This window comes from Methylobacterium sp. FF17 (assembly GCF_025813715.1).
Taxonomy (GTDB): domain Bacteria; phylum Pseudomonadota; class Alphaproteobacteria; order Rhizobiales; family Beijerinckiaceae; genus Methylobacterium; species Methylobacterium flocculans.
In genome coordinates this window covers 853,332-875,733 of record NZ_CP107532.1, presented here as the reverse complement: position 1 = coordinate 875,733, position 22,402 = coordinate 853,332, and the positions used below count along the sequence as shown (strand labels likewise).

The following is a 22,402-nucleotide window of genomic DNA, read 5'->3' as shown; positions in this document are numbered from 1 at the left end:
CCCGCGCGGGCGTTGCACCATCGTGCCGGGTCCGGACCCCAGCTGGTGCCATGTTCGCGGCCTGCACGTCCGGGGGCGCATTCTCATCCCTGGTATATTGCATACAAAGAAATTTGATGCATGCTGTCCCGGTCGGTGCCGAACAACCGATCGAGAAGGATACCGGGATGGAACGTCAGGACTCACCGTCCGCCAAATGGTGGCAGCTCGGCTTCGGCGTGCTCTGCATGGCCATGATCGCCAACCTCCAATACGGCTGGACCCTCTTCGTCGACCCCATCGACGCGCGGTATCACTGGGGCCGCGCGGCGATCCAGTTCGCCTTCACCATCTTCGTCGCCACCGAGACCTGGCTCGTCCCGGTGGAGGCCTGGTTCGTGGACCGCTACGGCCCGCGCATCGTGGTCTGCTTCGGCGGCGTGATGATCGCGCTCGCCTGGTTCATCAACGCGCATGCCGATTCCCTGGCGCTGCTCTACGGCGCCGCCGTCGTCGGCGGCATCGGTGCCGGTTCGGTCTACGGCACCTGCGTCGGCAACGCCCTGAAGTGGTTCCCGGACCGGCGCGGTCTCGCCGCCGGCGCCACGGCGGCGGGCTTCGGGGCGGGCGCCGCCGTCACCGTCATCCCGATCGCGAAGATGATCGCCACCAGCGGCTACCAGGACGCCTTCCTGGTCTTCGGTCTCGGCCAGGGCGCGGTCGTGGTCGCGCTCTCCTTCCTGCTGCGCAAGCCTTCGCGGGCGGTGCCGGTGCAGCGCAAGACCCTGCGCCTGCCCCAGGCCAAGGTCGACCGCACGCCCCGCGAGGTGGTGCGCACCCCCGTGTTCTGGCTGATGTACGCGATCTTCGTGATGGTCGCCTCGGGCGGCCTCATGGCGGCGGCGCAGATCGCCCCCATCGCCCACGACTTCAAGGTGGCGGACGTACCCGTGAGCCTGTTCGGCCTGCAGATGGCCGCACTCACCTTCGCGATCTCGCTGGACCGGATCTTCGACGGCTTCGGCCGGCCCTTCTTCGGCTACGTCTCGGACAATCTCGGCCGCGAGAACACCATGTTCCTCGCCTTCTCGATCGCAGCGGCGGCGATCGTCCTGCTGCTGACCTACGGCACGCATCCGCTGGTCTTCGTCTTCGCCACGGCGATCTATTTCGGGGTGTTCGGCGAGATCTACTCGCTGTTCCCGGCCACCTGCGGCGACACCTTCGGCTCGAAGTTCGCCACCACCAATGCCGGGCTCCTCTATACCGCGAAGGGCACCGCCTCGTTCCTCGTCCCCATCGCCAGCATGATCTCGGCGGCCTACGGCTGGTCGGCCGTGTTCACGATCATCATCGTCCTGAACGTGGTGGCGGCGATCCTGGCGCTGTTCGTGCTCAAACCCCTGCGCGGGCGCTACCTCGCAGAGGACTTGGCGGAGGACAGGGAGGCCGAGCCCGCCGTGGTCCGCCCGGCCCAGCTCGCCTGACCGAACCGGTTCGAGGCCCCCATGATCCTCTCCACCACACTCGCCCTGCAGAGCCTGCCCTTCGCCGGGCTCGTCTTCGCCCGGAGCGAGAACCGCGACCTCTTCGCGGTCCTCTACCTCAGTGCCCTCGGTCTCGTGCTGACCCTGATCGCCGTGGTGGGGGACGCCGCCATGGCGCCCGCCGACCTCCGCGCGATCACCGAGGCGCTGACGCTGGACTGATCCGTGCCCTGCGGTGCGGTGCGGTGGGTGGGAGAGGGGGCCGCATTCCCCATGTCCCCGGCGCGCCCGAGCCACTCCGGCATCGCCGGGCGGTCGGGCGAATACGGCCCGCGACGGCACGAGACCCGACGCCGCCGCATGACTGGTGTGTAGAATTTGGTATACCAATGACAATGGTGCGGTGCCATATCCGGGTCATCGCACTTGCACCGGGACACCGTCCGATGATCGCTCTTCTCGTCCTTGCCGCCGTCGCCCTGAACGTCTCGCTGGTCTTCGTCGCCGCGAACGCGCTGACGCCGAAGAACGGCCCGCTCTCGAGCTCCGGCCGCTTCATCGCAGGCAACGAGAACGCCCCGTCGGCCGCACGCATCGCCGCCTGACGCCTCTCGGCAGGGGCCTGGCTCGTTCGAACCTGGCTCCTCCGCCCCTGGCCCGTCCCGATCCGCCCGCCCGGTTCCCGCCGAGGCGGGCTTTTCCGTGCGCTATTCCCGCCGGATCAGCCGGTCCACCACGAGGTCCGACCAGAAGCCGGCGCGGAACCCGCGCTTGAGCGCCTCCGGGTCGTACTCGGTCTCCACCCAGGTCAGGAAGTCGAGGCCCTTCGCCTCGCCCTCGCGCAGGTAGAGCGCGAAGAACGCGTCGAGGATGCCGGTCTTGGCGAACCGGAAATGGCCGTAGCGCGCCGAGAGCTGGCCCATCGCCTCGGCCACCGGCCGGTTCTCGTGCAGGATCAGGTAGAGCGCGGCGGCGAGCCCGGCCCGGTCCGCCCCCGACTTGCAATGCATCATCGCCGGGTAGGCGATGCCCGCGAAGAAGTCCCGCGCCGCTAGGATCGTCTCCCGCGAGGGCGCCTCCCGCGAGCGCAGCACGAATTCCACCAGGGTCAGGCCCTGCCGTTCGCAGGCCTCGCGCTGCAGGGGCCAGGAGCCGTGCTCGCGCCCGCCGCGCAGGGAGATCACCGTGCGCACGCCCTGCCGCTTGAACCAGGCCAGCTGGTGCGGCGTCGGCTGGGCCGAGCGCCAGATCTTGCCCTGACCGACCCGGTGGCGGTTCAGGTAGGCGAGGCGGAACACCCCGTGATCCACCAGCAGCATGTTGGCCCAGGCCCGCACCCGCGAGACCGGACCGGCGATCGGCCGCTCGAAGAGGGCGATCCGCGCCATGCGGCGCGCGTCGCGGATCTCGGAGGTGAGGTGGCGCTTGAACACGGGGGCGTCGGAACCGGGGCTCGTGAGGATGGGTCCGCCTCTACCAGCGGGCCGCCGTCGCGGCAAACCGGAGGCGTCGGACACGCCACGTCTCCCGCGTCACGGACCCTTCGGCACCGACCTTGCGTTGGCTCTCCGCCTTGTCTTCGCCCGGATCGTATCGTCCGATCCGGCCCGACATCGATGCGAGCCGTCATTCGTTTCTTCCAGCGCGGGGATCCGTCATGCGTACGAGCACCATCAGCATCCGCCGCGCCCGAGCGGACGACGCGGACCCCCTGGCCGACCTGTTCGACGAGACCTGGCGCGAGGCCTATCGCGGGATCATCCCGGGCGTCGCCCTCGAGCGGGCGATCTCGCAGCGCAGCCCGCAATGGTGGCTCGGCGCCACCCAGCGCAGCCGGCCCCTCGTGGTGGTCGAGACCGGTGACGCCGTGGTGGGCTACGCGGTCTACGGGCCCACCCGCGGCGGCCTGCTCCAGACCTCGGGCGAGATCGACGAACTCTACATCCGTCCGGACCACCAGGGGCTGGGCCTCGGCCGGCGCCTGTTCCGGGCCCTGCGCAACGACCTCGCCGACCACGGCCTGCCCGTCATCGGCGTCTGGGCGCTGGAGGAGAACGAGCGGGCCCGCGCCTTCTATACGGGACTCGGCGGGGTCGAGGCCGCGCGCTCGGTGGATCGCTGGACCGGGGCGGTCCTGCCGAAGGTCGGCTACCGGTTCGGCTGATCCCCGCCGACGGGGCGGGGGAACCCCGGCCGTCGGTTCGGCATTGACGCCACCATGAATGTCACCGCGCAGGATTGGGACAGACGCGTCGACGCGCTCAGCGCGAAGCTGCCGGACGGGCTGCGGCGGGCGCTCGACTGGCTGCGCGAGCCCTCGCGGTTCTGGGTCCGCCTCGGCGCCGCGCTGCTGTTCATCCTCGGCGGCGTCTTCGCGATCCTGCCCGTGCTCGGCCTGTGGATGCTGCCGGTGGGGCTCGCGCTGCTGAGCCAGGACGTGCCGGCCCTGAAGGTGCCCCTGGAGCACGCGGCGCGCTGGGTCGAGCGGACCTGGGCGAAGGTTGTCGCGGCATGGCGCCGGCGCTTCGGACCCGGCAACGACGCTTAGGGCGACCCCGACATTTCCGTGCATACGTAGCGCCCCCACCGAGGGGGCGATTCCCTTCCGGGCGGAAGGGCCGTAAGAGACGCCACAGCGGGACTGTAGCGCCCAGACCTCCGGAGCTTAAGACATGATCATCGATGCTGTCTCGATCGGCAAGAACCCGCCGGACGACGTCAACGTCATCATCGAGGTGCCGATCGGCGGCGACCCGATCAAGTACGAGATGGACAAGGAAGCCGGCGCCCTCGTGGTCGACCGTTTCCTCTACACCGCGATGCATTATCCGGGCAATTACGGCTTCATCCCGCACACCCTGTCGGGCGACGGCGACCCCTGCGACGTGCTGGTGGCCAACACCCGCGCCATCGCGCCCGGCGCGATCATCAGCGCCCGTCCGATCGGCGTCCTCGTGATGGAGGACAATTCCGGCGAGGACGAGAAGATCATCGCGGTGCCCTCGCGCCACCTCACGATGCGCTACGACCGCATCGAGGACTACACCGACCTGCCCGACATCACGATCCACCAGATCCAGCACTTCTTCGAGCACTACAAGGATCTGGAGCCCGGCAAGTGGGTCAAGATCAAGCGCTGGGGCGGCAAGGACGAGGCCCACCGCCTGATCCTCGAAGGCATCGAGCGCGAGAAGGCTCACAAGGCCAGCAAGGGCAAGTAAGCACAAGGCCGAGACAGCCCACCGGCCGAGTCGGCCCACAGGGCCGAGTCAGCCTTCACGACCGATCCGGCGATCCCCTCACCGGGGCTCATGCGGCGGCGAACCTTCCCGGACGGGCGGGTTCGCCGCATCGTTTCAGAGCGCCTCGCCCCGCAGGAGGCGGGGCAGCGAACCGCGCGCGGCCGCCGCTTCGCCGATGAACAGGCGCTTGAGGGCGGGCAGCCGGTCCACGAGGCCGAGGCCGAGGTCGCGGGCGAGCCGCAGGGGCAGCACGTCGTTGGAGAACAGGCGGTTCAGCCCGTCCGTCATCGCGCCCATCGCCAGGGTGTCGAACCGGCGCGCGCGCTCGTAGCGAAGCAGCACGTCGCGGCTGCCCGGATCGAGGCCGAGGCGCAGGGCGTCCGTCACCGCCTCCGCCAGGGCGGCGGCTCCCGCCAGGCCGAGGTTCAGGCCCTGGCCGGCGATGGGATGGATCACGTGCGCCGCGTCGCCGAGCAGGGCCAGGCGCTCGGCGCAATAGCTGCGGGCGAGCCCGAAGGCGAGGGGATGCGCGCTCGGCCCCCGCTCCAGGACGAGCTCCCCGAGGTTGAGGCCGAAGCGCCGCTCGATCTCCCTCAGCGTCTCCTCCGGACCTCCGCCGGTCAGGGCCGGCACGTCGGCCGCCCGCTCCGTCCAGACGATGGAGGAGCGGTGGCCGAGGGCGCCCCCATCCACCAGCGGCAGGATCGCGAAGGGGCCGCTCGGCAGGAAGTGCTCGTAGGCCCGGCCACCATGGTCGCGCGCGTGCCCGATCGTGGCGACCAGCCCCATCTGCGGATAGGACCAGCCGACCCAACCGATCTTGGCGGCCTCGCGCAGGCGCGAGCGTGCACCGTCGGCGGCCACGAGGAGCGCCGCATCGAAAGATCGCCGGTCGTCGAGGACGATGCGGGTCGCCCGCGCCTCCGGCACCGCCTCGACGATGCCGTGGGCCTCGAACACGATGCCGGCGGCCCGCGCCGCCGCCAGCAGGGCGGCGACCAGGGGTTCCGCCTCCACCATATGGGCGAAGGGGGCGTCGTCCCGGTCCGCCGTCGCGTCCGAATCCGAATCCTGCGCGAAGGTGAGGAAGACCGGGCGCACCGGGTCGGCGAGGCGGCTGTCGCTCACAACCATGTCGCGGATGGGCTGGGCGGCCCCGCGTACGGCCTCCCAGATGCCGAGGCGCTCGAACATGCGCCGGCCCCCGGCGGCTACCGCGTAGGCGCGCCCGGCATGGCGGGCCGCCCCGGCCGCGAGGCCCGGATCGCACAGGGTCACCCGCAGGGCGGGTCCGTTCGCCTGGGCCAGCGCGAGGGCGAGGGTCAGGCCGGGAATGCCCGCCCCGGCCACGACCACGTTGCGCTGGCTCGCCCGCCGCACTGCTTCGCTCATGACCCGAATCCCGCCGCTTCCGCTGTCGGCGCCGGAGTGCCACTCCCGGCGCGCGGGAGCAACGCGTCAGCCCCGCTTCCGGTCCGGCGGCGCTTCCGCGCGGGTGCGGCGGCGCTTCCGCGCGCGGGTGTGGCGATTTACAAGGACCGCATCCAAGGCCTACGGGTGCACGCCTGGATTGTGGAGAGGCCGATGCCGACGACGATCGACGAGCTGGAGGCGGTCTACGGACAGCCCCCGGAGCGCGCCATGCGCAAGGAAATCACGTACCTGAACGCGGATTACCAGGCCTTCGTCACGGCATCGCCCTTCGTCGTCATGTCGTCCGTGGGCCCGGACGGGACGGATTGCTCGCCGAAGGGCGATGCGCCGGGATTCGTCCGGATCCTCGATCCGCGAACCCTCGCGATTCCAGACCGGCGCGGCAACAACCGCATCGACAACCTGAGGAACATCGTCACCGATCCTCGGGTCTCGCTCCTGTTCCTGGTGCCCGGGATCGGCGAGACCCTGCGGGTCAATGGCCGGGCCTCGATCTCCCTCGAGCCCGACCTGCTCGCGTCCTTCGCGGTCGAGGGGAAGCCGCCGCGATCCGTCATCCGGGTCGATATCGAGTCCGTGTACTTCCACTGCGCCAAGGCCGCCATCCGGTCCGGACTCTGGGATCCGGCGCGCCACGTCGAGCGGGCGGCGCTCCCCAGCCCGGGGGCGATGCACCAGCGCCTGAGCGACGGCAGCTTCGACGGCGACGCCTACGACCGGGTGCTGCCGGAGCACATCAAGGCCACGCTGTACTGACGGAGTTCTCGGCCTCACGGCCCTCAGCCGGCGGCGGAAACCGGGCCCCGAGGGGGCATCGCCGCCACCTTGCCTTCGCGATGGTTCACATGTGAAGGATCCCACGCGCCGCCCGTCGGCACCCGATCTGGCAGGAAGTCCGCATGGCAGGCATCGTCACCGAACTCCTCGACATCCTCGACCTCGAACCCCTCGAGGCGGACCGGTTCCGGGGGACGAGCCTGCAGACGGGCTGGTTCCGGGTGTTCGGCGGTCAGGTGGTGGCGCAGGCCCTGGTGGCGGCCTCGCGCACGGTGCCGGAGACCCGTCCGCCGCATTCCCTGCACGCCTATTTCCTCCTCGGCGGCGACCCCAAGGCGCCCATCGACTACGTGGTGGAGCGCATCCGCGACGGGCGCAGCTTCAGCACCCGCCGGGTGGTGGCGCACCAGCACGACCGGCCCATCTTCGCGATGTCGGTCTCCTATCACGACGCGGAAGACGGGGCCTCGCATGCGGCGGCGATGCCCGTGGTGCCGCCCCCCGAGGACGTCCCCGAGGCGCCCGCCGCCACCGCCGAGGCCGCGCGGCTCGGACTCAGCGTTCCCGCGCCGATCCTGTCCTATTTCGGCCGGACCCGGCCCATCGAGCTGCGCCCCGTCGAGATCGAGCGCTACCTCCGGCGCGCCCCGCGCGAGCCGCGCTTCCACGTCTGGATGCGCGCCGTGGACCGCCTGCCGGACGATCCGGCGATCCACCGGACGGTGTTGGCCTATGCCTCCGACATGACGCTGCTGGACGCCACCCTGGTCCCGCACGGGCAGACCGTGTTCGATCCCGAGATCCAGTCCGCCAGCCTCGACCACGCCCTCTGGTTCCACCGCCCGTTCCGGGCCGACGAGTGGCTGCTCTACGCCCAGGACAGTCCGAGCGCGGAGGGCGCACGCGGCTTCGCGCGCGGCCAGATCTTCACGCGGGACGGTCGTCTCGTCGCCTCGGTCGCCCAGGAAGGCATGATCCGTCCCCGGCGCGCCGAGGGCTGAGCCGGCGCGTCGCCGATCTCGGCCCGCCGCGCGACTGTGCGCGGACGTCGAATGACATGCGCGAACGGGCCTCGACCCGCGTTCGTCCAGGCATTTTGCCCAACTTATGGACAATATGCTCGTCTGGACGGCAAACTTGGCGGCAAAACCGCCGCGTCGCGCGACAGGCCCGGGACATTTCTTGGGCAGAACGCCGGGACGCAAGAAAGTTCCTGCTGGCATAGTCCTTGAATAACGAGGCCGAGCGCACGGGTCCGAAGGGATCCGGGTGCACCGGCCATCGACCGTGTCGCGACGCAGAGCGCACCGGACGGGGGCCGTTCGTCCCGCTCGGGTCCCCGAGCCCAGTTCGTCCAAAGCCAGTTCACCCGTCAGCCGAAGGGGGCGTCGCCCATGAAAATCGTGATGGCCATCATCAAGCCGTTCAAGCTGGAGGAGGTCCGCGACGCGCTCACCGGCATCGGCGTTCACGGCCTCACCGTCACCGAGGTCAAGGGCTACGGCCGCCAGAAGGGCCATACCGAGATCTATCGCGGCGCCGAGTACGCCGTCAGCTTCCTGCCCAAGCTGAAGATCGAGGTCGCTGTCGCCTCCGACCTGACCGGCAGCGTCATCGACGCCATCGCCGCCGCCGCGCGCACCGGCCAGATCGGCGACGGCAAGATCTTCGTCGTCCCCCTGGAGAAGGCCGTCCGCATCCGCACGGGCGAGACCGACGTGGACGCCCTCTGAGGCGATCCCCGCCCGCACGAGTCCGACCCCAGCACACCCTCCTTCCACATCAGCATCCCACCGCGACCGGGAGTCCCGTTTCCATGAAGCTTCGCAATGCCCTGGCGCTCGGGCTGGGAGGCGCCGCGCTGGCGCTCCTGTTCATCGAGCCATCCCTCGCGCAGACGCCGACGACCCAGGCCGTGCCTGCGGCCGCCAGCGCCGCGCCCGTCCCGAACAAGGGCGATACCGCCTGGATGCTCATCTCCAGCGCCCTGGTGCTGCTGATGGTCGTGCCCGGCCTCGCCCTGTTCTACGGCGGTCTCGTGCGCACCAAGAACATGCTCTCGGTGCTGACGCAGGTCTTCGCCATCGCCTGCATCTCCTCCCTGCTGTTCGTGATCTTCGGCTACAGCCTCGCCTTCACCAACGGCGGCGGCCTCAACGACTTCGTCGGCGGCTTCTCGAAGGCCTTCCTCAAGGGCATCGACGCGAACTCCACCGTCGCCACCTTCTCGAACGGCGTCGTGATCCCCGAATACGTCTACATCTGCTTCCAGATGACGTTCGCGATGATCACCCCGGCCCTCATCGTCGGCGCCTTCGCCGAGCGGATGAAGTTCTCGGCGCTGGTCGTGTTCATGATCCTCTGGACCACGCTGATCTACTTCCCGATGGCGCACATGGTCTGGTACTGGGGCGGCCCGGACGTGGTCGGCGACGCCGCCAAGGCGCTGGCCGCCGCCACCGACGATGCCTCGAAGGCGACCGCGCAGGCGGCCCTCGACGCGGTGAACGCCGATGCCGGCCTGCTCTTCAAGTGGGGCGCCCTCGACTTCGCCGGCGGCACCGTGGTGCACATCAATGCGGGCATCGCCGGCTTCGTCGGCTGCCTCATGCTCGGCAAGCGCATCGGCTACGGCCGTGACCTGCTCGCCCCGCACTCCCTGACCATGACCTCGATCGGCGCCTCGCTGCTCTGGGTCGGCTGGTTCGGCTTCAACGCCGGCTCGAACCTCGAGTCCAACGGCACCGCCGCCATGGCGATGCTCAACACCTTCGTCGCCACCGCCGCCGCCGCCCTCTCCTGGCTGTTCGTGGAGTGGATGCTGAAGGGCAAGCCCTCGCTGCTCGGCATGCTCTCGGGCGCCATCGCGGGCCTCGTGGCCGTCACCCCGGCCGCCGGTTTCGCCGGCCCGATGGGCTCGATCGTCCTCGGCCTCGTCGCCGGCGCCGTCTGCTTCATCATGTGCTCCACGGTGAAGAACGCGCTCGGCTACGACGACTCCCTCGACGTCTTCGGCGTGCACTGCATCGGCGGCATCCTGGGTGCCATCGGCACCGGTCTCCTCGTGAACCCCGACTTCGGCGGCGTCGGCCTGCCCGACTACACCTCGAAGCCCGGCGAACTCGCGGTGGGTGCCTACGAGACGTCCGCTGCCGTGCTGAGCCAGCTCAAGGCGGTCGGCTTCACCATCCTGTGGTCCGGCATCGGCTCCGCCATCCTGTACAAGCTCGTCGATCTCGCCATCGGCCTGCGCGTGACCCAGGACGAGGAGCGCGAGGGCCTCGACATCGCCGATCACGGCGAGCGCGCCTACAACTACTGACACCCGCGACACGCAGTCGGATGTCCTGAAGGAAGGCCCCGGTCCACGACCGGGGCCTTTTTCTTGCGCGCCGCTCGGTCATGGCGCTGGCGCCGTCGTTCCGGCCAGAAGCCCGCCCGCGGTGGCGGCCCGGTGGGCTTCGCGCGGATGCGCAAAGTCTCATTCGGTTTCGAACCGAATCGCTCGGGTGGTGGTGCGGGTTCCGTCCTCTTCAGGAGACGGTGAGGTATGCGGATTCTCCGCGAGTGGACCACACCTCACCCCAACCCTCTCCTTTCAGGAGAGGGAGCGCGTTGGCGCTGCACGACCGAACCGGGATGGCGCGCATCCCATAGTTCTCCCGGAGGGCTCTCGCCGGCCCCACCGCTCGGGGGGCCCGCGGGTCCCCTCTCCTGGAAGGAGAGGGACAGGGTGAGGTGCGTGCGTTTTCCGGAGATGGACAACACCCCACCACGAAGTCTCTCCCGAAGGAGAGGCAGCAGACAGCGAGCGCGACGACCGAGGTGATCAACCCGACGCCGTATCAACCTTAGCCAGCCGTTAACTTCACGGACGTTAGCGTTACCGGACAGTTCCTTATTGCGTCTGGTTCCGCATGCGCTCGCTTCGCCGTTCTGCATCGCCCTACGACACCTTCGTCGACAGCTTTCGCCCGTTCCTGGCCAAGCGGATGACGGAGTTGGGCGGTCTCGTGCTGTTTGCCGGTGCCACCGCGCTGACGGTCGCCCTGGCGACGTGGTCGATCGACGACCCGAGCCTCAACCACGCCACCGACCACGCGGCCCACAACGTGCTCGGCACCGGCGGGGCCGTGGTCTCCGACCTGGCGATGCAACTCCTCGGGCTCGGATCCCTGGCCTTCGTGCTGCCGCCCGCCCTCTGGGGCATCCAGCTGATGCGCTCGCGGGCCCTGCCGCGCGGGGGCCTGCGCCTGACCCTGTGGATCATCGGCTTCTTCGCCGCGAGCGCGGTGGCGAGCGCGCTGCCCTCCACGGCGCGCTGGCCCCTGCCCACCGGGCTCGGCGGGGTCGCGGGCGATGCCCTGATGCACGCCGCCCGCACGATGCTCGGCATCGTCGCCACGCCGCTCCTCGCCTTCGCGGGCTTCCTGTTCGCGGGCGTCGCCATCCTGTGCCTCACCGGGGCCTGCCGCGTCGGCGAGGCCGATGAGGAGATGGAGAGCTACGACGCGCCGCCCGTGCCGGTCCGCCCCAGCGGACGCGGACGCCCCGACAACCGGGACGGGCGCGAGGAGGACGACGAGCCGAGCCTCGGCATCGTCTCCCTCGGCGCCATGGCGCAGGCGGTGATGGGCGGCCGTGCCGCGCTCGCCGCCCGCATCGACGATTGGCGCGCCGACCGGGCCGCCGCCGCGACCGCGCTCGCTTATTCCGGCGCCTCGCCGGCGCTCGCCGCGCAGCGCGCCTTCGCGGCCCCCGAGGATGCTCCCTGGGCGACGCAGAGCCCCGCCGCCGGCGCCGGCCCGTCCGATGGCCGGCGCGAGCCGGTCTTCGAGGCCGCGCCCTCGGCGCAGCCGCGCCGCCCCGCGCCCGTCGTGCATGACGACGAGGATGCCGACGACGCGGACGGGCATGGCGGGCCGATGCCGAGCGAGGCCCCGGCGCCTGCGCGCTCGCGCGTCGCGCCGCCGCCGGCCCCCCCGGCGCCCGCCGCGACCCGCCGGGCGGCGCCGCCCCCGCCGCAGGACCGGACGGATTACCGCCACCCCGCCCTGGAACTGCTCGCCGACGCCCCGCGCCTGCCGGCCTCCGCCCAGATCTCGTCGGAGGCCCTGGAGCAGAACGCCACCCTGCTCGAAGCCACGCTCAGCGATTTCGGCGTGCGCGGCGACATCCTCGCGGTGCGCCCGGGCCCCGTGGTCACCCTCTACGAACTGGAGCCGGCCCCCGGCACCAAGTCGAGCCGCGTGATCTCCCTCGCCGACGACATCGCCCGCTCGATGTCGGCGGTCTCGGCCCGCGTCGCCGTGGTGCCCGGCCGCAACGCCATCGGCATCGAGCTGCCCAACGCCCGGCGCGAAACCGTGTATCTCCGCGAGTTGCTGGCGTCCGCCGACTTCGCCGAGACGAAGCAGAGCCTCGCCCTGTGTCTCGGCAAGAACATCGGTGGCGAGCCGATCATCGCCGATCTCGCCAAGATGCCCCACCTGCTGGTCGCCGGCACCACGGGCTCGGGCAAGTCGGTGGCGATCAACACCATGATCCTGTCGCTGCTCTACCGGATGAAGCCGGAGGAGTGCCGCCTGATCATGGTGGACCCGAAGATGCTGGAGCTCTCCGTCTACGACGGCATCCCGCACCTGCTCTCGCCCGTGGTCACGGACCCCAAGAAGGCGGTCATCGCCCTGAAATGGGCCGTGCGCGAGATGGAGGAGCGCTACAAGAAGATGTCGAAGGTCGGTGTGCGCAACATCGACGGCTTCAACGCGCGGCTGGCGGAAGCGCGCGGGCGCGGCGAGATCCTGACCCGGACCGTGCAGACGGGCTTCGACCGCGAGACCGGCGAGGCGGTCTACGAGACCGAGGAGATGGACCTGTCCCCGCTCCCCTACATCGTGATCGTGGTCGACGAGATGGCCGACCTGATGATGGTGGCGGGCAAGGACATCGAGGGCGCGATCCAGCGTCTGGCCCAGATGGCGCGCGCGGCCGGCATCCACCTGATCATGGCGACGCAGCGCCCGTCCGTCGACGTCATCACGGGCACGATCAAGGCGAACTTCCCGACCCGGATCTCCTTCCAGGTGACGAGCAAGATCGACAGCCGCACGATCCTCGGCGAGATGGGCGCCGAGCAGCTGCTGGGCCAGGGCGACATGCTGTTCATGGCCGGCGGCGGGCGCACCACCCGCGTGCACGGGCCGTTCTGCTCCGATACCGAGGTGGAAAGCGTGGTCGCCCACCTCAAGCGCCAGGGCCGGCCCTCCTATCTCGAGGCCGTCACGGCCGACGAGGAGGGCGGTTCGCCGGGCAAGGGCGCGTCGGACGAGATCGAGGTGGACGGCGCGGTCTTCGACCAGGGCCAGTTCGGCGAGGCCGGGGGCGACCTCTACAACCAGGCCGTCCAGGTGGTGCTGCGCGACAAGAAGGCCTCGACTTCCTACATCCAGCGCCGGCTCCAGATCGGCTACAACCGCGCCGCCTCGCTGATGGAGAAGATGGAGATCGAGGGCATCGTCGGCCCGGCCAACCATGCCGGCAAGCGCGAGATCCTGATCGAGGCGGACCAGGCCTGAGGATCAGCCGCGCGGCCCATACAGGATGAGGGCCGCGCCGGCGAGGCAGATCGCGGCGCCGCTCAGGTCCCAGCGGTCGGGTCGCGCGCCCTCCACCAGCCAGAGCCAGAGCAGCGACGCGGCGATGTAGACCCCGCCATAGGCCGCGTAGGCCCGGCCCGCCGCCGCGCTCTCGACGCGGGTGAGGAGGCCGGCGAAGAGGGCGAGCGCCACGAGGCCCGGCAGGAGCCACAAGGCCGAGCGCCCGAGGCGCGCCCAGGCCCAGAAGGCGAAGCAGCCGCCGATCTCCGCCAGCGCGGCGGCGGCGTAGACGGCGAGCGTCATGGTTCGACCGAGAACCGGTAGGTGGTGGTGGCCCGGAACGCCTCGTCCGGGCGCAGCACCGTGTTGGGGAATCCCAGATGGTTCGGCGCGTCCGGGAAGCCCTGCGCCTCGAAGCAGACCGCATCGCCCGCCCGGTAGAGCCCGCCGCCCGATCCCGTCACCGTCCCGTCGAGCATATTGGCGGTGTAGAGCTGCAGCCCGGGCTGCGTCGTCGCCACGGTGAGGCAGCGTCCGCTCGTCGGGTCGCGGGCCCAGGCCACCGCCCGCAGGGTCCCGTCGCCGCCGAGCACGTAGGTGTGGTCGTAGCCATGCGCCAGGGCGAGCTGCGGGTGCGCCGCGCGGATGCGCGCCCCGAGGGCGGTCGGGTTTCGGAAGTCGAAGGGCGTGCCGGCCACGGGCGCGAGCGCGCCGGTCGGGATCTGCTCGGCATCGGTCGCCAGCACGGCATCGGCCGCGATGCGGACCACGTGGCCGAGCACGTCGCCCGCGTCCTCGCCGGCGAGATTGACGTAGCTGTGGTTGGTCAGGTTGAGGGGAGTCGGCCGGTCGGTGACGGCGGCGTAGTCGATGGCGAGCGTACCCTCCGCCTCCAGGCGGTAGGTGACGGTGACGTCGAGGTTGCCCGGGAAACCCTGCTCCCCGTCCGGGGAGCGGTAGGCGAGCACGAGGCGGTCGGCCCCGGCCTCCGCCACCCGCCAGACCCGGCGGTCGAAGCCCTCCGGACCGCCATGCATGGTGTTGCGGCCCTCGTTCGCCGGCAATTGGAAATCCCGGCCGTCGAGGTGGAAGCGTCCGCCGGCGATGCGGTTGGCGTAGCGCCCGATGATCGCGCCGAAATGCGCGTCGCTGGCCTCGTAGCCGGGGAGATCCGCCGCGCCGAGCACGACGTTCGCGACCCGGCCCGCCCGGTCCGGCGCCTCGATCCGCCGGACGATCCCGCCGTAATCGAGGATCTCGACCCGCAGGGTGCCGTGCGCGAGGGTGTAGGCGGTCACGGCCTCCCCCGTCCGGGTCCGGCCGAAGGGCGCAGCCTGCATGGGTCCGATTCTCCTGAGCGTCGCGCCGCACCAACGCGCGGGGCGAGGCTCGGTCCCCTCGGGCCGATGGCCGCGTCTCCTCGCGCCCGCCCGGTCGCCGTCAGGTGCTGAGGTTCAGCCTGTACCGGTAGGCGTCCCCCCGGAACAGGCCTTCCACGTACTCGATCATGGCGCCGTTCTGGTTGTAGCTGTGCCGCTTGATCAGCAGGCAGGGAAGCGGCGTCTCGAAACCGAAGATCTCGCATTCCGCCGTGGTCGGCAGGGTCGCCTCCACGGTCTGGTCGCAGCGCACCAGCCGACCGCCCTCCTGCTGGGCGAGGAAGGCGTAGACGGAGCCCGAGAGGTCGCCGGTCTCCAGGGCCGGGACGGCCCGGATGTTGTACCAGGCGACCTCGCGGGACATCGGGACGCCGTCACCGGAGCGCACGCGCGTCAGCCGCAGGAACGGCGCCGTCGAGGGCATTCCGAAGATCGAGGCGATCGAGCGGTCCTGCGCCACCACCCGCTCCAGAATGCGCGAGGACGGGATCTTTCCCAGTTCCCGCATCTCCTCCGTGAACCCCTTCAGGCGATCCATGCCCGGCCGCACCGGCTCGGGGTGGCGGCGGACCAGGAACCCCGAACGCCCCCGGGGCACCAGCAGGTCGTCGTCGCGCAGTTCCGCGTAGGCGCGCTGGACCGTGACGCGGCTGACGCCGAGGCGATCGGCCAGCTGGCGCTCCGCCGGCAGGATGACCCCGGGCGGCAGCGAGCCCGACAGGATCAGCGCGCGCAGTTGCTCCTCGATCTGACGATAGAGCGGCATCGCGGTATCGCCGCGCAGCCGCAGCAGGGACAGCACGGAGGGGCGGTCGCCCAGCGCGGACCCCGCCTCGCGATTGTCGTGTCCCGTCCGATTTCCCGAGCGCGCGTCCACCCGACCTCCGGTACTATTCCGCGAACCGAACCAAGCCGGGATATCCCATGCAGGTCTTCGTTGTCGGGAGCTTCGTCATCGCCTGCTCCGTCAAGGTAGCACGGTTACCGCAGGCGGGAGAGTCGTTGAGCGGCTCCGCCTTCCTGGCGGAGCCCGGCGGAAAGGGCTTCAACCTGGCGCTGGCCGCGAGCCGGCTCGGAATCGGCGTCGACGGGATCTTCGCGGTGGGGGAGGACGTGTTCTCCCCGGTGGTCCACTCGACCTTCGCGCAGGTCGGGTTCTCGCCCGAGATGCTGGTGCACCATGCCGGCTCGACGGGGGCCGGGGTCGCCTTCGTCGATCCGGCCGGGGAGAACTGCCTCGCGGTCTGCCTCGGCGCCAACCTCGCCCTCGGCGCGCAGGATCTCGGCCCCTTCGCGGACCGCCTGCGCCGGTCGGACCTCGTGGCCGCGACCTTCGAATCGCCGGACGCCCCCATCCGCGAGGCCTTCGCCCTGGCCCGGGCGCGCGGCATCCCAACGCTGCTGAACCCGTCCCCCGTGCGCCCCCTCGACCCGGCCCTCCTGGCGGACACCGCGATCCTCGTCGTCAACGCGGTGGAGGCCGATGCCCTCGGCCTCGGCACACTGCGCGCGATCACCGAGGCAACCATCGCCACGCCCGCGATCCGCCGGCTGCTCGACGACGGCCTCGAATGCCTCGTGGTGACCCTCGGAGAACGCGGCGCGGTGGCGTTCCGCCGCGCGGGCGCGCCGCAGCGCCAGCCGGCCTTCGCGGTCGCGGCGATCGACACGGTGGGGGCGGGGGACGCCTTCGCGGCGGGGCTGATCGCGGGCCTCCTGAAGGGCCGTCCGTTCGCGGATGCCCTACGCGAGGCGGCCGCCTGCGGGGGCCTCACCACCTGCCGGTTCGGCGCGTTCGAGGCTTTCCCGACCGCGGCGGCGCTCGCGGCGTTCCTGGCCGAAAATCCTGCGTTGCGCTGAGGCGTCCGGCCACCCCTGCCTCACGTTTCGGCGCCGCGATCCTCAGCAGGGCGCGGCCTGCCCGTTGAACATCGAGATCGACGCGACGATGCTGAGAAGCTCCGCCTGGCGCTTCGTACCGGTCTTGTTGAAGATCGATGTGAGCTGGGTGCGCACGGTACTGGGCTGGACGCCGACGCTCGCCGCGTAGGATTGCAGGCGCGATCCGCCCGCGAGCGCCCGCAGCAGCCGCGCCTCCGCCGGAGTCAGGTCGAACAGGACGTGCAGGAGGCCGTTGTCCGGTGCCGCCGGCGCGCCGACCTGCGCCAGGATGAGCAGGATCGCGGCCGCGTCGAAGACATCGTCGGCGCCTCCGCCGAAGCGCAGCACGTGGGCGATCAGGGCGCGGTGATCGGTGAACGTGCGCACCGGCATGGTCTGCGCCGCGCTGCGCCCGCCGATCACGTTGCCGATCGCGTCCTGCAGCAGCTTCACGTTGACGAGGTTCTTGAACATGTGGCCGCTCTGCGTGCCGCAGGGCAGGATCTCGTCGCGCTCCTGCAGGTGGCTGTTCATGGTCAGCACGCGCCCCGAGGCCGTCAGCACGGCGGCCGGAAGCCCGATGCGGTTCAGCGCCGCCGTCGTGACTCGCGCGCGCTCGGCGCCGAACCGGGCGCTGAGCTGGCAGGCTCGCACGAGGTGCGGTCTCAGGGCATCGAGCCTCGGCAGGATCCCCGGATCGTGCGGGCCGTGATCCGCGCGGCGCTCGGCGGTGACGATCGCGACATCGCCCGTCGGAAGCGGGATCGTCGTCCCGACCTGCCAGAAGGGCTCGTCGATACGGCAGGGAGGGATCCCCCGGGACGCCGACAGAAGGTCGACGTCGCGGACGAAGCCGGTATGGGCCAGCGTGCGCCACTGCGCCGTGCGTCCGCTGCTCCGCCAGGAGGACGAGGCCGTGTAATGGGCCAGGCGCTCTTCGAGGCCGGGTGAAGCGATCCAGCGCGGTGTCCCGGTCGGCGGCAGCACCATGAGTACCGACCCGTCCGACGCCGCGTAATCGCCCAAGCAATCGAGCACGTTCGGCCAGAGTTCGGGCGTCCCCGCGGCCTCGTAGATCCGGTCGATGAGGGATTCGAGCAACGTCCTGCTCCTGAATATTTGACCGGCCGATTCTGATAAGACCAATATCAGTCCAAACGCGGCAGGCGCATCCGCCATATGAGGGATGCGGTCGCGACGGCGGACTTTCAGAGGGTCGCCGCCGCTGCGTCGGGCCGCCGACGCCCGGGGACATCGCGGCTGCCGTTCCGGCGGGTCGTCCGCACCGCCCGTCGCCGGATTCGGCGCAAGTGCCTGACGATCCGCAGCTTTCCCGATCCGATCCGGATCCCGGCCCAGCCGCCGGCGGGTGGGCGATACCGGTGAATCCCCCGCCGGACGGCGCTCGCCGCAACCTCCGACGGTTGATGGATGCCGGAATCCGCCTCCCTTCTAGACTGTCTTTCGTTGGGAGGACAGGTCCATGAAAACAGTGATCGCCGGAATGATGTTGATGATAACCTGTGTTTCGTCTCGCGCGGACGAACTGAACGACATGCCGGATCTTGCCTGCGCCCGGGCATCCTCGGAGCTGGAGCGGGTGCAGCTCGGCTGCGCCGAGACGAACCTCACCCCGATGCGGAGCCGGCAGGAGACCTCACCCCTCGACCGGTCCGAGGACGATTAGGGAGCGGCCGGCGGCGGCATGAGCTGCGAATCGGCCAGGGGCACGCTCCTGGCCTCCGCGATGGCCCGGCGTCAGGCGCGGGCCTCGGGTGCGGATTCAGCCTCCGCGAAATCGCCGGATCCCTGCATCCGGTGCAGGCGGGCATAGGCCGCCCCCGAGGCCAGGAGCGCGTCGTGGGTGCCGGTCTCGACGATCCGGCCGCCCTCCATCACGACGATGCAATCGGCGTCGCGCACGGTCGAAAGGCGGTGGGCGATCACCAGGGTGGTGCGCCCCGCCATCAGGCGGAGCAGCGCCGCCTGGACCAGGCGCTCGGATTCGGAATCGAGGGCGCTCGTCGCCTCGTCGAGGAGGAGGATGGGCGCGTCCTTGAGGAACGCGCGGGCGAGCGAGATGCGCTGGCGCTCGCCCCCCGAGAGGCGTCCGCCGGAGGGTCCGACGGCGAAGTCGTAGCCCTCGGGCAGGCGGCTGATGAAGCCGTGCGCGGCGGCCGCCTCGGCCGCCGCCTCGATCTCGGCGCGGGTCGCTCCCGGGCGTCCGAAGCCGATATTGGCCGCGATCGTGTCGTCGAACAGCACCACGTCCTGCGAGACCACCGCCACGGCGGCGCGCAGCGACGCCAGGGTGACCGCGCGGATGTCCTGCCCGTCGATGCTGACCGCGCCCCCGGTCACGTCGTAGAGGCGCGGCACGAGGTTGAGGAGCGAGGACTTGCCGGAGCCCGAGCGCCCGACCAGCGCCACCGTCGTCCCGGCCCGGACGGTGAGGTCGATGCCCTCCAGGGCGGGCGCGTCGGCGCGGTAGCGGAACCGTACGTCGGTGAAGCGGATCTCGCCCCCCGTCACCCGGAGCGGCGCCGCGTCCGGGCGCTGGCGGATTTCCGCGGCCTCGTCCATCAGGGCGAAGTAGCGCTGGAGCGCGGAGCCCGCCTCCTGCAGGATCGCGTTGAGGGAGCCGAGGGTGCGGATCGGCTGCGAGGCCAGCAGCAGGGCGGTGACGTAGCCGGTGAAGTCGCCCACCGTGCGGTCGCCGGAGGTCACCCGCTGCCCGACGAGCGCCAGCACGGCGGCCACCGCGAAGCCGCCGCCGATCTCCAGGAGCGGATCGAGGCGCCCGCGCGCGTTGGCGGCCTTCATCTTGAGGCGCCGCACCTCCTCGAAGGCGCCCTCGGCCCGGCCCTTGAGGTAGCCCTCCAGCGCGTAGGTCTTGGCGATGCGCGCGCCCTGCAGGCTCTCCGTGATGAGGCTCGCGGTCAGGCCCATGCGCTCCTGCGTGCTCGTGGAGACCCGGCGCAGCTTCTTGCCGACCCGCCCGATGGGGCCGGCGACGAAGGGCACCACCACGCCCGCCACCAGGGTGAGGATCGGGTCCATCCAGAGCAGGGCGGCCACCAGGGCGATCAGCATGACCACGTCGCGCAGGAGCACCGTGGAGATGCGGGTCAGCCCCTCCTTGATGAAGGCGAAGTCCGTGGTGAAGCGCTGCGTGAACGCCGCCGGGCTCTCACGCCCGAGCTGGGCGAGGTCGGATTCGATGAGGTGCCCGTAGAGTGCGGCCTGCATGTCGGCCTCGACCCGGGTGACGACCCGGTTGGTCAGCACCGTCTGGCCGAACAGCGCGAAGCCCCGGACCGAGGTGACGGCGATGACGACGAGGGGCGCGTAGGCGAGGGCGCCGAGATCCTTGCGCTCGAAGGCGTCGAAGGCGAGCTTGATCAGGGTCGGGTAGAGGCCGGTGGCCGCCCCCACGATGGTGATGAGCACCAGCACCAGCGCCAGCGTCGCCCGGTGCGGCCGCAGCCAGATCTGCCAGACCCGGCGCAGGAGGGGGAGCATGTCGCCCTTGGGAAGCGCCCGTCGCGCCATCGTCTCGCCCGTTCTTTCCGTGCCGTGTGAACCGCCGAACGGCCCCGGGCCGCGACGGTCAGGGTGTTTGCGTCCCCGCCGACGCGAGATCAAGCGAAAGCCGCCAAGGTACAGCCACCACACGCAAACCCGAGCCTCGGACGCGAGCCTTGGCCGCGAGCCATGGTTGTAAGACTTGGAAATGTGATAATGTTACAGTATGGGCTGGCGGGCCCTTCGAAAGGATCCTGCCCGATGCCGTCCTGGCGCCTGTCCTCGTCCCTGCCGCTCGCCCTCGCGCTCGTTTTCACCCTCGCGGGACCTGTGCGTGCGGCGGACGCGAAGCTGCGCGCGGTGGCGACCTTCTCGATCCTGGGCGACCTCGTGGCGCAGGTCGGCGGGGACCGGGTCGCCGTCACCACACTGGTGCAGCCGAACGCCGACGCGCACGGCTACACGCCCGTCCCGAGCGATGCCCGCACCCTGGCCGATGCACGGCTCGTCGTCGTCAACGGGCTGGGGCTGGAGGGCTGGATCGACCGGCTGATCAAGGCATCCGGGACCAAGGCGCCAGTCGTCGTCGCCGCCACCGGGGTCAAGGCGATCGAGGCCGAGGTGGACGATCACGGCCACGGGCACGCGCATGGCCACCACGCCGATCCCCATGCCTGGCAGAACGTCGCCAACGCGAAGGTCTATGTGTCCAATATCCGCGACGCCCTCGCGCGGATCGATCCCGACCATGCGGCGACCTATGCCGAGAACGCCAAGGCCTACCTCGCCACCCTGGACGCCCTCGACGGGGAGGTGCGCACGGCGATCTCCGCGATCCCGAAGGCCCGGCGCCGGGTGATCACCACGCACGATGCCTTCGGCTACTTCACCGCCGCCTACGGGATGGCCTTCATCGCGCCGCAGGGCGTCTCTACGGACAGTGAGGCGAGCCCCCGCGACGTCGGCCGGATCATCCGCCAGATCCGCCAGGAGACGATCCCGGCCGTGTTCCTGGAAAACATCGCCGATCCGCGCCTGATGCAGCAGATCGCCCGCGAGAGCGGCGCGGCGATCGGCGGCAAGGTCTTCTCCGACGCGCTCTCGGGTCCGGACGGCCCGGCGCCGACCTACGTGGCGATGATGCGCAACAACCTCGCGGCCTTCACGGCGGCCCTGCAGGCGCGCTGAAGCGCGCCCACGCCACCGGTCATATTATCCCCCCGTCATGGGCGGGAAGAACGCGATCTCCGAGGCGCCCGCGATGGGGGCGTCGGGCTTGGCGTGGACCCGGTCGATGGCGGCCCGGACGATGGCGTCCGTCTCGAAGGCGTAGGCGTATTCCTCGCCGCGCCCGCGCAGCCAGTCCACGAGGTCCGCCACGCTGACGAGGCCGGCGGGCAGCTCGACGGTCTCCTCGGCCTTGCCGATGCGCTCGCGCACCCAGGCGAAATAGACGAGCTTCATCGCGTGTGCGTCCTTCAGCGCGGGTCGTCGATGACGTGCTTGATACCCGCCCGCATGTAGTCCCAGCCGGTATAGAGCGTGAGCGCGGCCGCGACCCACAGGAGCGCGCTGCCCGTCCAGATCGTCCCCGGCAGGACCGCCTCGCCGGCCGAGCCCGCCACCAGGAAGCCGATGGCCACGAGCTGAAGCGTGGTCTTCCATTTGGCGACCTTGCTCACGGGGACGCCGACCTTCAACTCGGCGAGATATTCCCGCAAGCCCGAGACCAGGATCTCCCGGCACAGGATCACGATGGCGGCCCAGAGGGTCCAGCCGTGGATGGTGTTGTCCGCCGACAGCATCAGCAGGCAGGCGGCGACCAGCAGCTTGTCGGCGATGGGATCGAGCATTCGCCCCAGCGCCGAACTCTGGTCGTAGGTTCGGGCCACGTAGCCATCGAGGTAATCGGTGATGGCGGCCAGGATGTAGACGCCGAGGGCGCCGAAGCGCGCGCCGGCCTCGTTCGGCCAGAACAGCAGGGCCACCACCACGGGGACCGCCACGAGGCGCCCGTAGGTCAGGCAATTCGCCAGCGTCCAGGCGGGCGAGCGGCGTCGGGGCAGGGCGGGATTCATCGCAGGCGTGAAACCATGCGC

At 70.7% G+C, this 22,402-nt stretch carries 23 protein-coding genes; 14 read left to right on the top strand and 9 right to left on the bottom strand.

The features are described 5' to 3' along the window. The first annotated feature begins 167 nt into the window (after window positions 1-167). The 3 genes from oxlT (at window position 168) to OF380_RS03935 (ending at window position 2,071) form a co-directional block, all read left to right on the top strand. On the top strand, window positions 168-1,466 hold the full coding sequence (gene oxlT, locus OF380_RS03945; RefSeq protein WP_264049488.1) for an oxalate/formate MFS antiporter: 1,299 nt from the start codon (window positions 168-170) through the stop codon (window positions 1,464-1,466). A 21-nt stretch (window positions 1,467-1,487) separates the two neighbouring features. Next, on the top strand, window positions 1,488-1,688 hold the full coding sequence (locus tag OF380_RS03940) for a hypothetical protein (RefSeq protein WP_264049487.1): 201 nt from the start codon (window positions 1,488-1,490) through the stop codon (window positions 1,686-1,688). A gap of 224 nt (window positions 1,689-1,912) precedes the next feature. Then, a complete protein-coding gene (locus OF380_RS03935) occupies window positions 1,913-2,071 on the top strand; it encodes a hypothetical protein (RefSeq protein WP_264049486.1) in 159 nt (52 codons plus the stop codon). Between the two features lie 102 nt (window positions 2,072-2,173). Here the strand turns inward: OF380_RS03935 and OF380_RS03930 are convergent, their stop codons facing one another. Beyond that, window positions 2,174-2,899, bottom strand: a complete 726-nt coding sequence (locus OF380_RS03930) for a fused DSP-PTPase phosphatase/NAD kinase-like protein (protein ID WP_264049485.1) — start codon at window positions 2,897-2,899, stop codon at window positions 2,174-2,176. A gap of 224 nt (window positions 2,900-3,123) precedes the next feature. Between OF380_RS03930 and OF380_RS03925 the strand changes: the two genes are divergently transcribed. The 3 genes from OF380_RS03925 (at window position 3,124) to ppa (ending at window position 4,687) form a co-directional block, all read left to right on the top strand. Continuing rightward, complete coding sequence (locus OF380_RS03925; protein ID WP_264049484.1) at window positions 3,124-3,630, top strand: GNAT family N-acetyltransferase; 507 nt, start codon at window positions 3,124-3,126, stop codon at window positions 3,628-3,630. Between the two features lie 54 nt (window positions 3,631-3,684). Further along, window positions 3,685-4,014 carry a hypothetical protein gene (locus OF380_RS03920; RefSeq protein ID WP_264049483.1) on the top strand — a complete coding sequence of 110 codons (330 nt, stop codon included), beginning with the start codon at window positions 3,685-3,687 and terminating at the stop codon, window positions 4,012-4,014. Between the two features lie 124 nt (window positions 4,015-4,138). Then, window positions 4,139-4,687 carry an inorganic diphosphatase gene (gene ppa, locus OF380_RS03915; protein ID WP_264049482.1) on the top strand — a complete coding sequence of 183 codons (549 nt, stop codon included), beginning with the start codon at window positions 4,139-4,141 and terminating at the stop codon, window positions 4,685-4,687. 135 nt (window positions 4,688-4,822) lie between these two features. Here the strand turns inward: ppa and OF380_RS03910 are convergent, their stop codons facing one another. Beyond that, window positions 4,823-6,100 carry an FAD-dependent monooxygenase gene (locus tag OF380_RS03910; RefSeq protein WP_264049481.1) on the bottom strand — a complete coding sequence of 426 codons (1,278 nt, stop codon included), beginning with the start codon at window positions 6,098-6,100 and terminating at the stop codon, window positions 4,823-4,825. A gap of 192 nt (window positions 6,101-6,292) precedes the next feature. On the opposite strand from OF380_RS03910, the gene OF380_RS03905 reads away from it, so the two are divergent. The 5 genes from OF380_RS03905 to OF380_RS03885 all read left to right on the top strand — a co-directional run bounded on the left by OF380_RS03905 (window position 6,293) and on the right by OF380_RS03885 (window position 13,497). Then, on the top strand, window positions 6,293-6,898 hold the full coding sequence (locus OF380_RS03905; protein WP_264049480.1) for a pyridoxamine 5'-phosphate oxidase family protein: 606 nt from the start codon (window positions 6,293-6,295) through the stop codon (window positions 6,896-6,898). Window positions 6,899-7,041: 143 nt separating this feature from the next. Further along, a complete protein-coding gene (tesB, locus tag OF380_RS03900) occupies window positions 7,042-7,920 on the top strand; it encodes an acyl-CoA thioesterase II (RefSeq protein ID WP_264049479.1) in 879 nt (292 codons plus the stop codon). 393 nt (window positions 7,921-8,313) lie between these two features. Continuing rightward, window positions 8,314-8,652, top strand: coding sequence for a P-II family nitrogen regulator (locus OF380_RS03895; protein WP_056179837.1), 339 nt, complete (start codon window positions 8,314-8,316; stop codon window positions 8,650-8,652). 83 nt (window positions 8,653-8,735) lie between these two features. Then, a complete protein-coding gene (locus OF380_RS03890; RefSeq protein WP_264049477.1) occupies window positions 8,736-10,241 on the top strand; it encodes an ammonium transporter in 1,506 nt (501 codons plus the stop codon). A gap of 595 nt (window positions 10,242-10,836) precedes the next feature. Continuing rightward, window positions 10,837-13,497 carry a DNA translocase FtsK gene (locus OF380_RS03885; RefSeq protein ID WP_264049476.1) on the top strand — a complete coding sequence of 887 codons (2,661 nt, stop codon included), beginning with the start codon at window positions 10,837-10,839 and terminating at the stop codon, window positions 13,495-13,497. 3 nt (window positions 13,498-13,500) lie between these two features. Here OF380_RS03885 and OF380_RS03880 read toward each other — a convergent pair whose 3' ends face one another. The 3 genes from OF380_RS03880 to OF380_RS03870 form a co-directional block, all read right to left on the bottom strand. Next, entirely contained in the window at window positions 13,501-13,821 is a 321-nt protein-coding gene (locus tag OF380_RS03880) for a YnfA family protein (RefSeq protein ID WP_264049475.1), read from the bottom strand. Next, window positions 13,818-14,858 (bottom strand): aldose epimerase family protein, encoded by a 1,041-nt coding sequence (locus OF380_RS03875; RefSeq protein ID WP_264049474.1) that lies wholly within the window; start codon window positions 14,856-14,858, stop codon window positions 13,818-13,820. The genes OF380_RS03880 and OF380_RS03875 overlap by 4 nt, the downstream gene beginning before the upstream one ends. 100 nt (window positions 14,859-14,958) lie before the next feature. Further along, window positions 14,959-15,663, bottom strand: coding sequence for a GntR family transcriptional regulator (locus tag OF380_RS03870; protein WP_264051175.1), 705 nt, complete (start codon window positions 15,661-15,663; stop codon window positions 14,959-14,961). A 158-nt stretch (window positions 15,664-15,821) separates the two neighbouring features. On the opposite strand from OF380_RS03870, the gene OF380_RS03865 reads away from it, so the two are divergent. Further along, complete coding sequence (locus OF380_RS03865) at window positions 15,822-16,757, top strand: ribokinase (RefSeq protein WP_264049473.1); 936 nt, start codon at window positions 15,822-15,824, stop codon at window positions 16,755-16,757. 42 nt (window positions 16,758-16,799) lie between these two features. On the opposite strand, the gene OF380_RS03860 is transcribed toward OF380_RS03865, so the two are convergent. Then, on the bottom strand, window positions 16,800-17,879 hold the full coding sequence (locus tag OF380_RS03860) for a helix-turn-helix transcriptional regulator (protein ID WP_264049472.1): 1,080 nt from the start codon (window positions 17,877-17,879) through the stop codon (window positions 16,800-16,802). Between the two features lie 382 nt (window positions 17,880-18,261). Between OF380_RS03860 and OF380_RS03855 the strand changes: the two genes are divergently transcribed. Continuing rightward, the gene (locus OF380_RS03855) at window positions 18,262-18,465 is read left to right on the top strand and encodes a hypothetical protein (RefSeq protein ID WP_264049471.1); all 204 of its coding nucleotides are present in this window, start codon (window positions 18,262-18,264) and stop codon (window positions 18,463-18,465) included. Between the two features lie 71 nt (window positions 18,466-18,536). Here OF380_RS03855 and OF380_RS03850 read toward each other — a convergent pair whose 3' ends face one another. Then, window positions 18,537-20,330 carry an ABC transporter ATP-binding protein gene (locus OF380_RS03850; RefSeq protein ID WP_264049470.1) on the bottom strand — a complete coding sequence of 598 codons (1,794 nt, stop codon included), beginning with the start codon at window positions 20,328-20,330 and terminating at the stop codon, window positions 18,537-18,539. Between the two features lie 234 nt (window positions 20,331-20,564). Here OF380_RS03850 and OF380_RS03845 point away from each other — a divergent pair, with 234 nt between their 5' ends. After that, the gene (locus OF380_RS03845) at window positions 20,565-21,491 is read left to right on the top strand and encodes a metal ABC transporter substrate-binding protein (protein ID WP_264049469.1); all 927 of its coding nucleotides are present in this window, start codon (window positions 20,565-20,567) and stop codon (window positions 21,489-21,491) included. Window positions 21,492-21,515: 24 nt separating this feature from the next. On the opposite strand, the gene moaD is transcribed toward OF380_RS03845, so the two are convergent. Then, on the bottom strand, window positions 21,516-21,767 hold the full coding sequence (moaD, locus tag OF380_RS03840) for a molybdopterin converting factor subunit 1 (RefSeq protein ID WP_264049468.1): 252 nt from the start codon (window positions 21,765-21,767) through the stop codon (window positions 21,516-21,518). Between the two features lie 14 nt (window positions 21,768-21,781). Continuing rightward, complete coding sequence (gene pgsA / locus OF380_RS03835) at window positions 21,782-22,381, bottom strand: CDP-diacylglycerol--glycerol-3-phosphate 3-phosphatidyltransferase (protein ID WP_264051174.1); 600 nt, start codon at window positions 22,379-22,381, stop codon at window positions 21,782-21,784. Window positions 22,382-22,402: the final 21 nt, after the last annotated feature.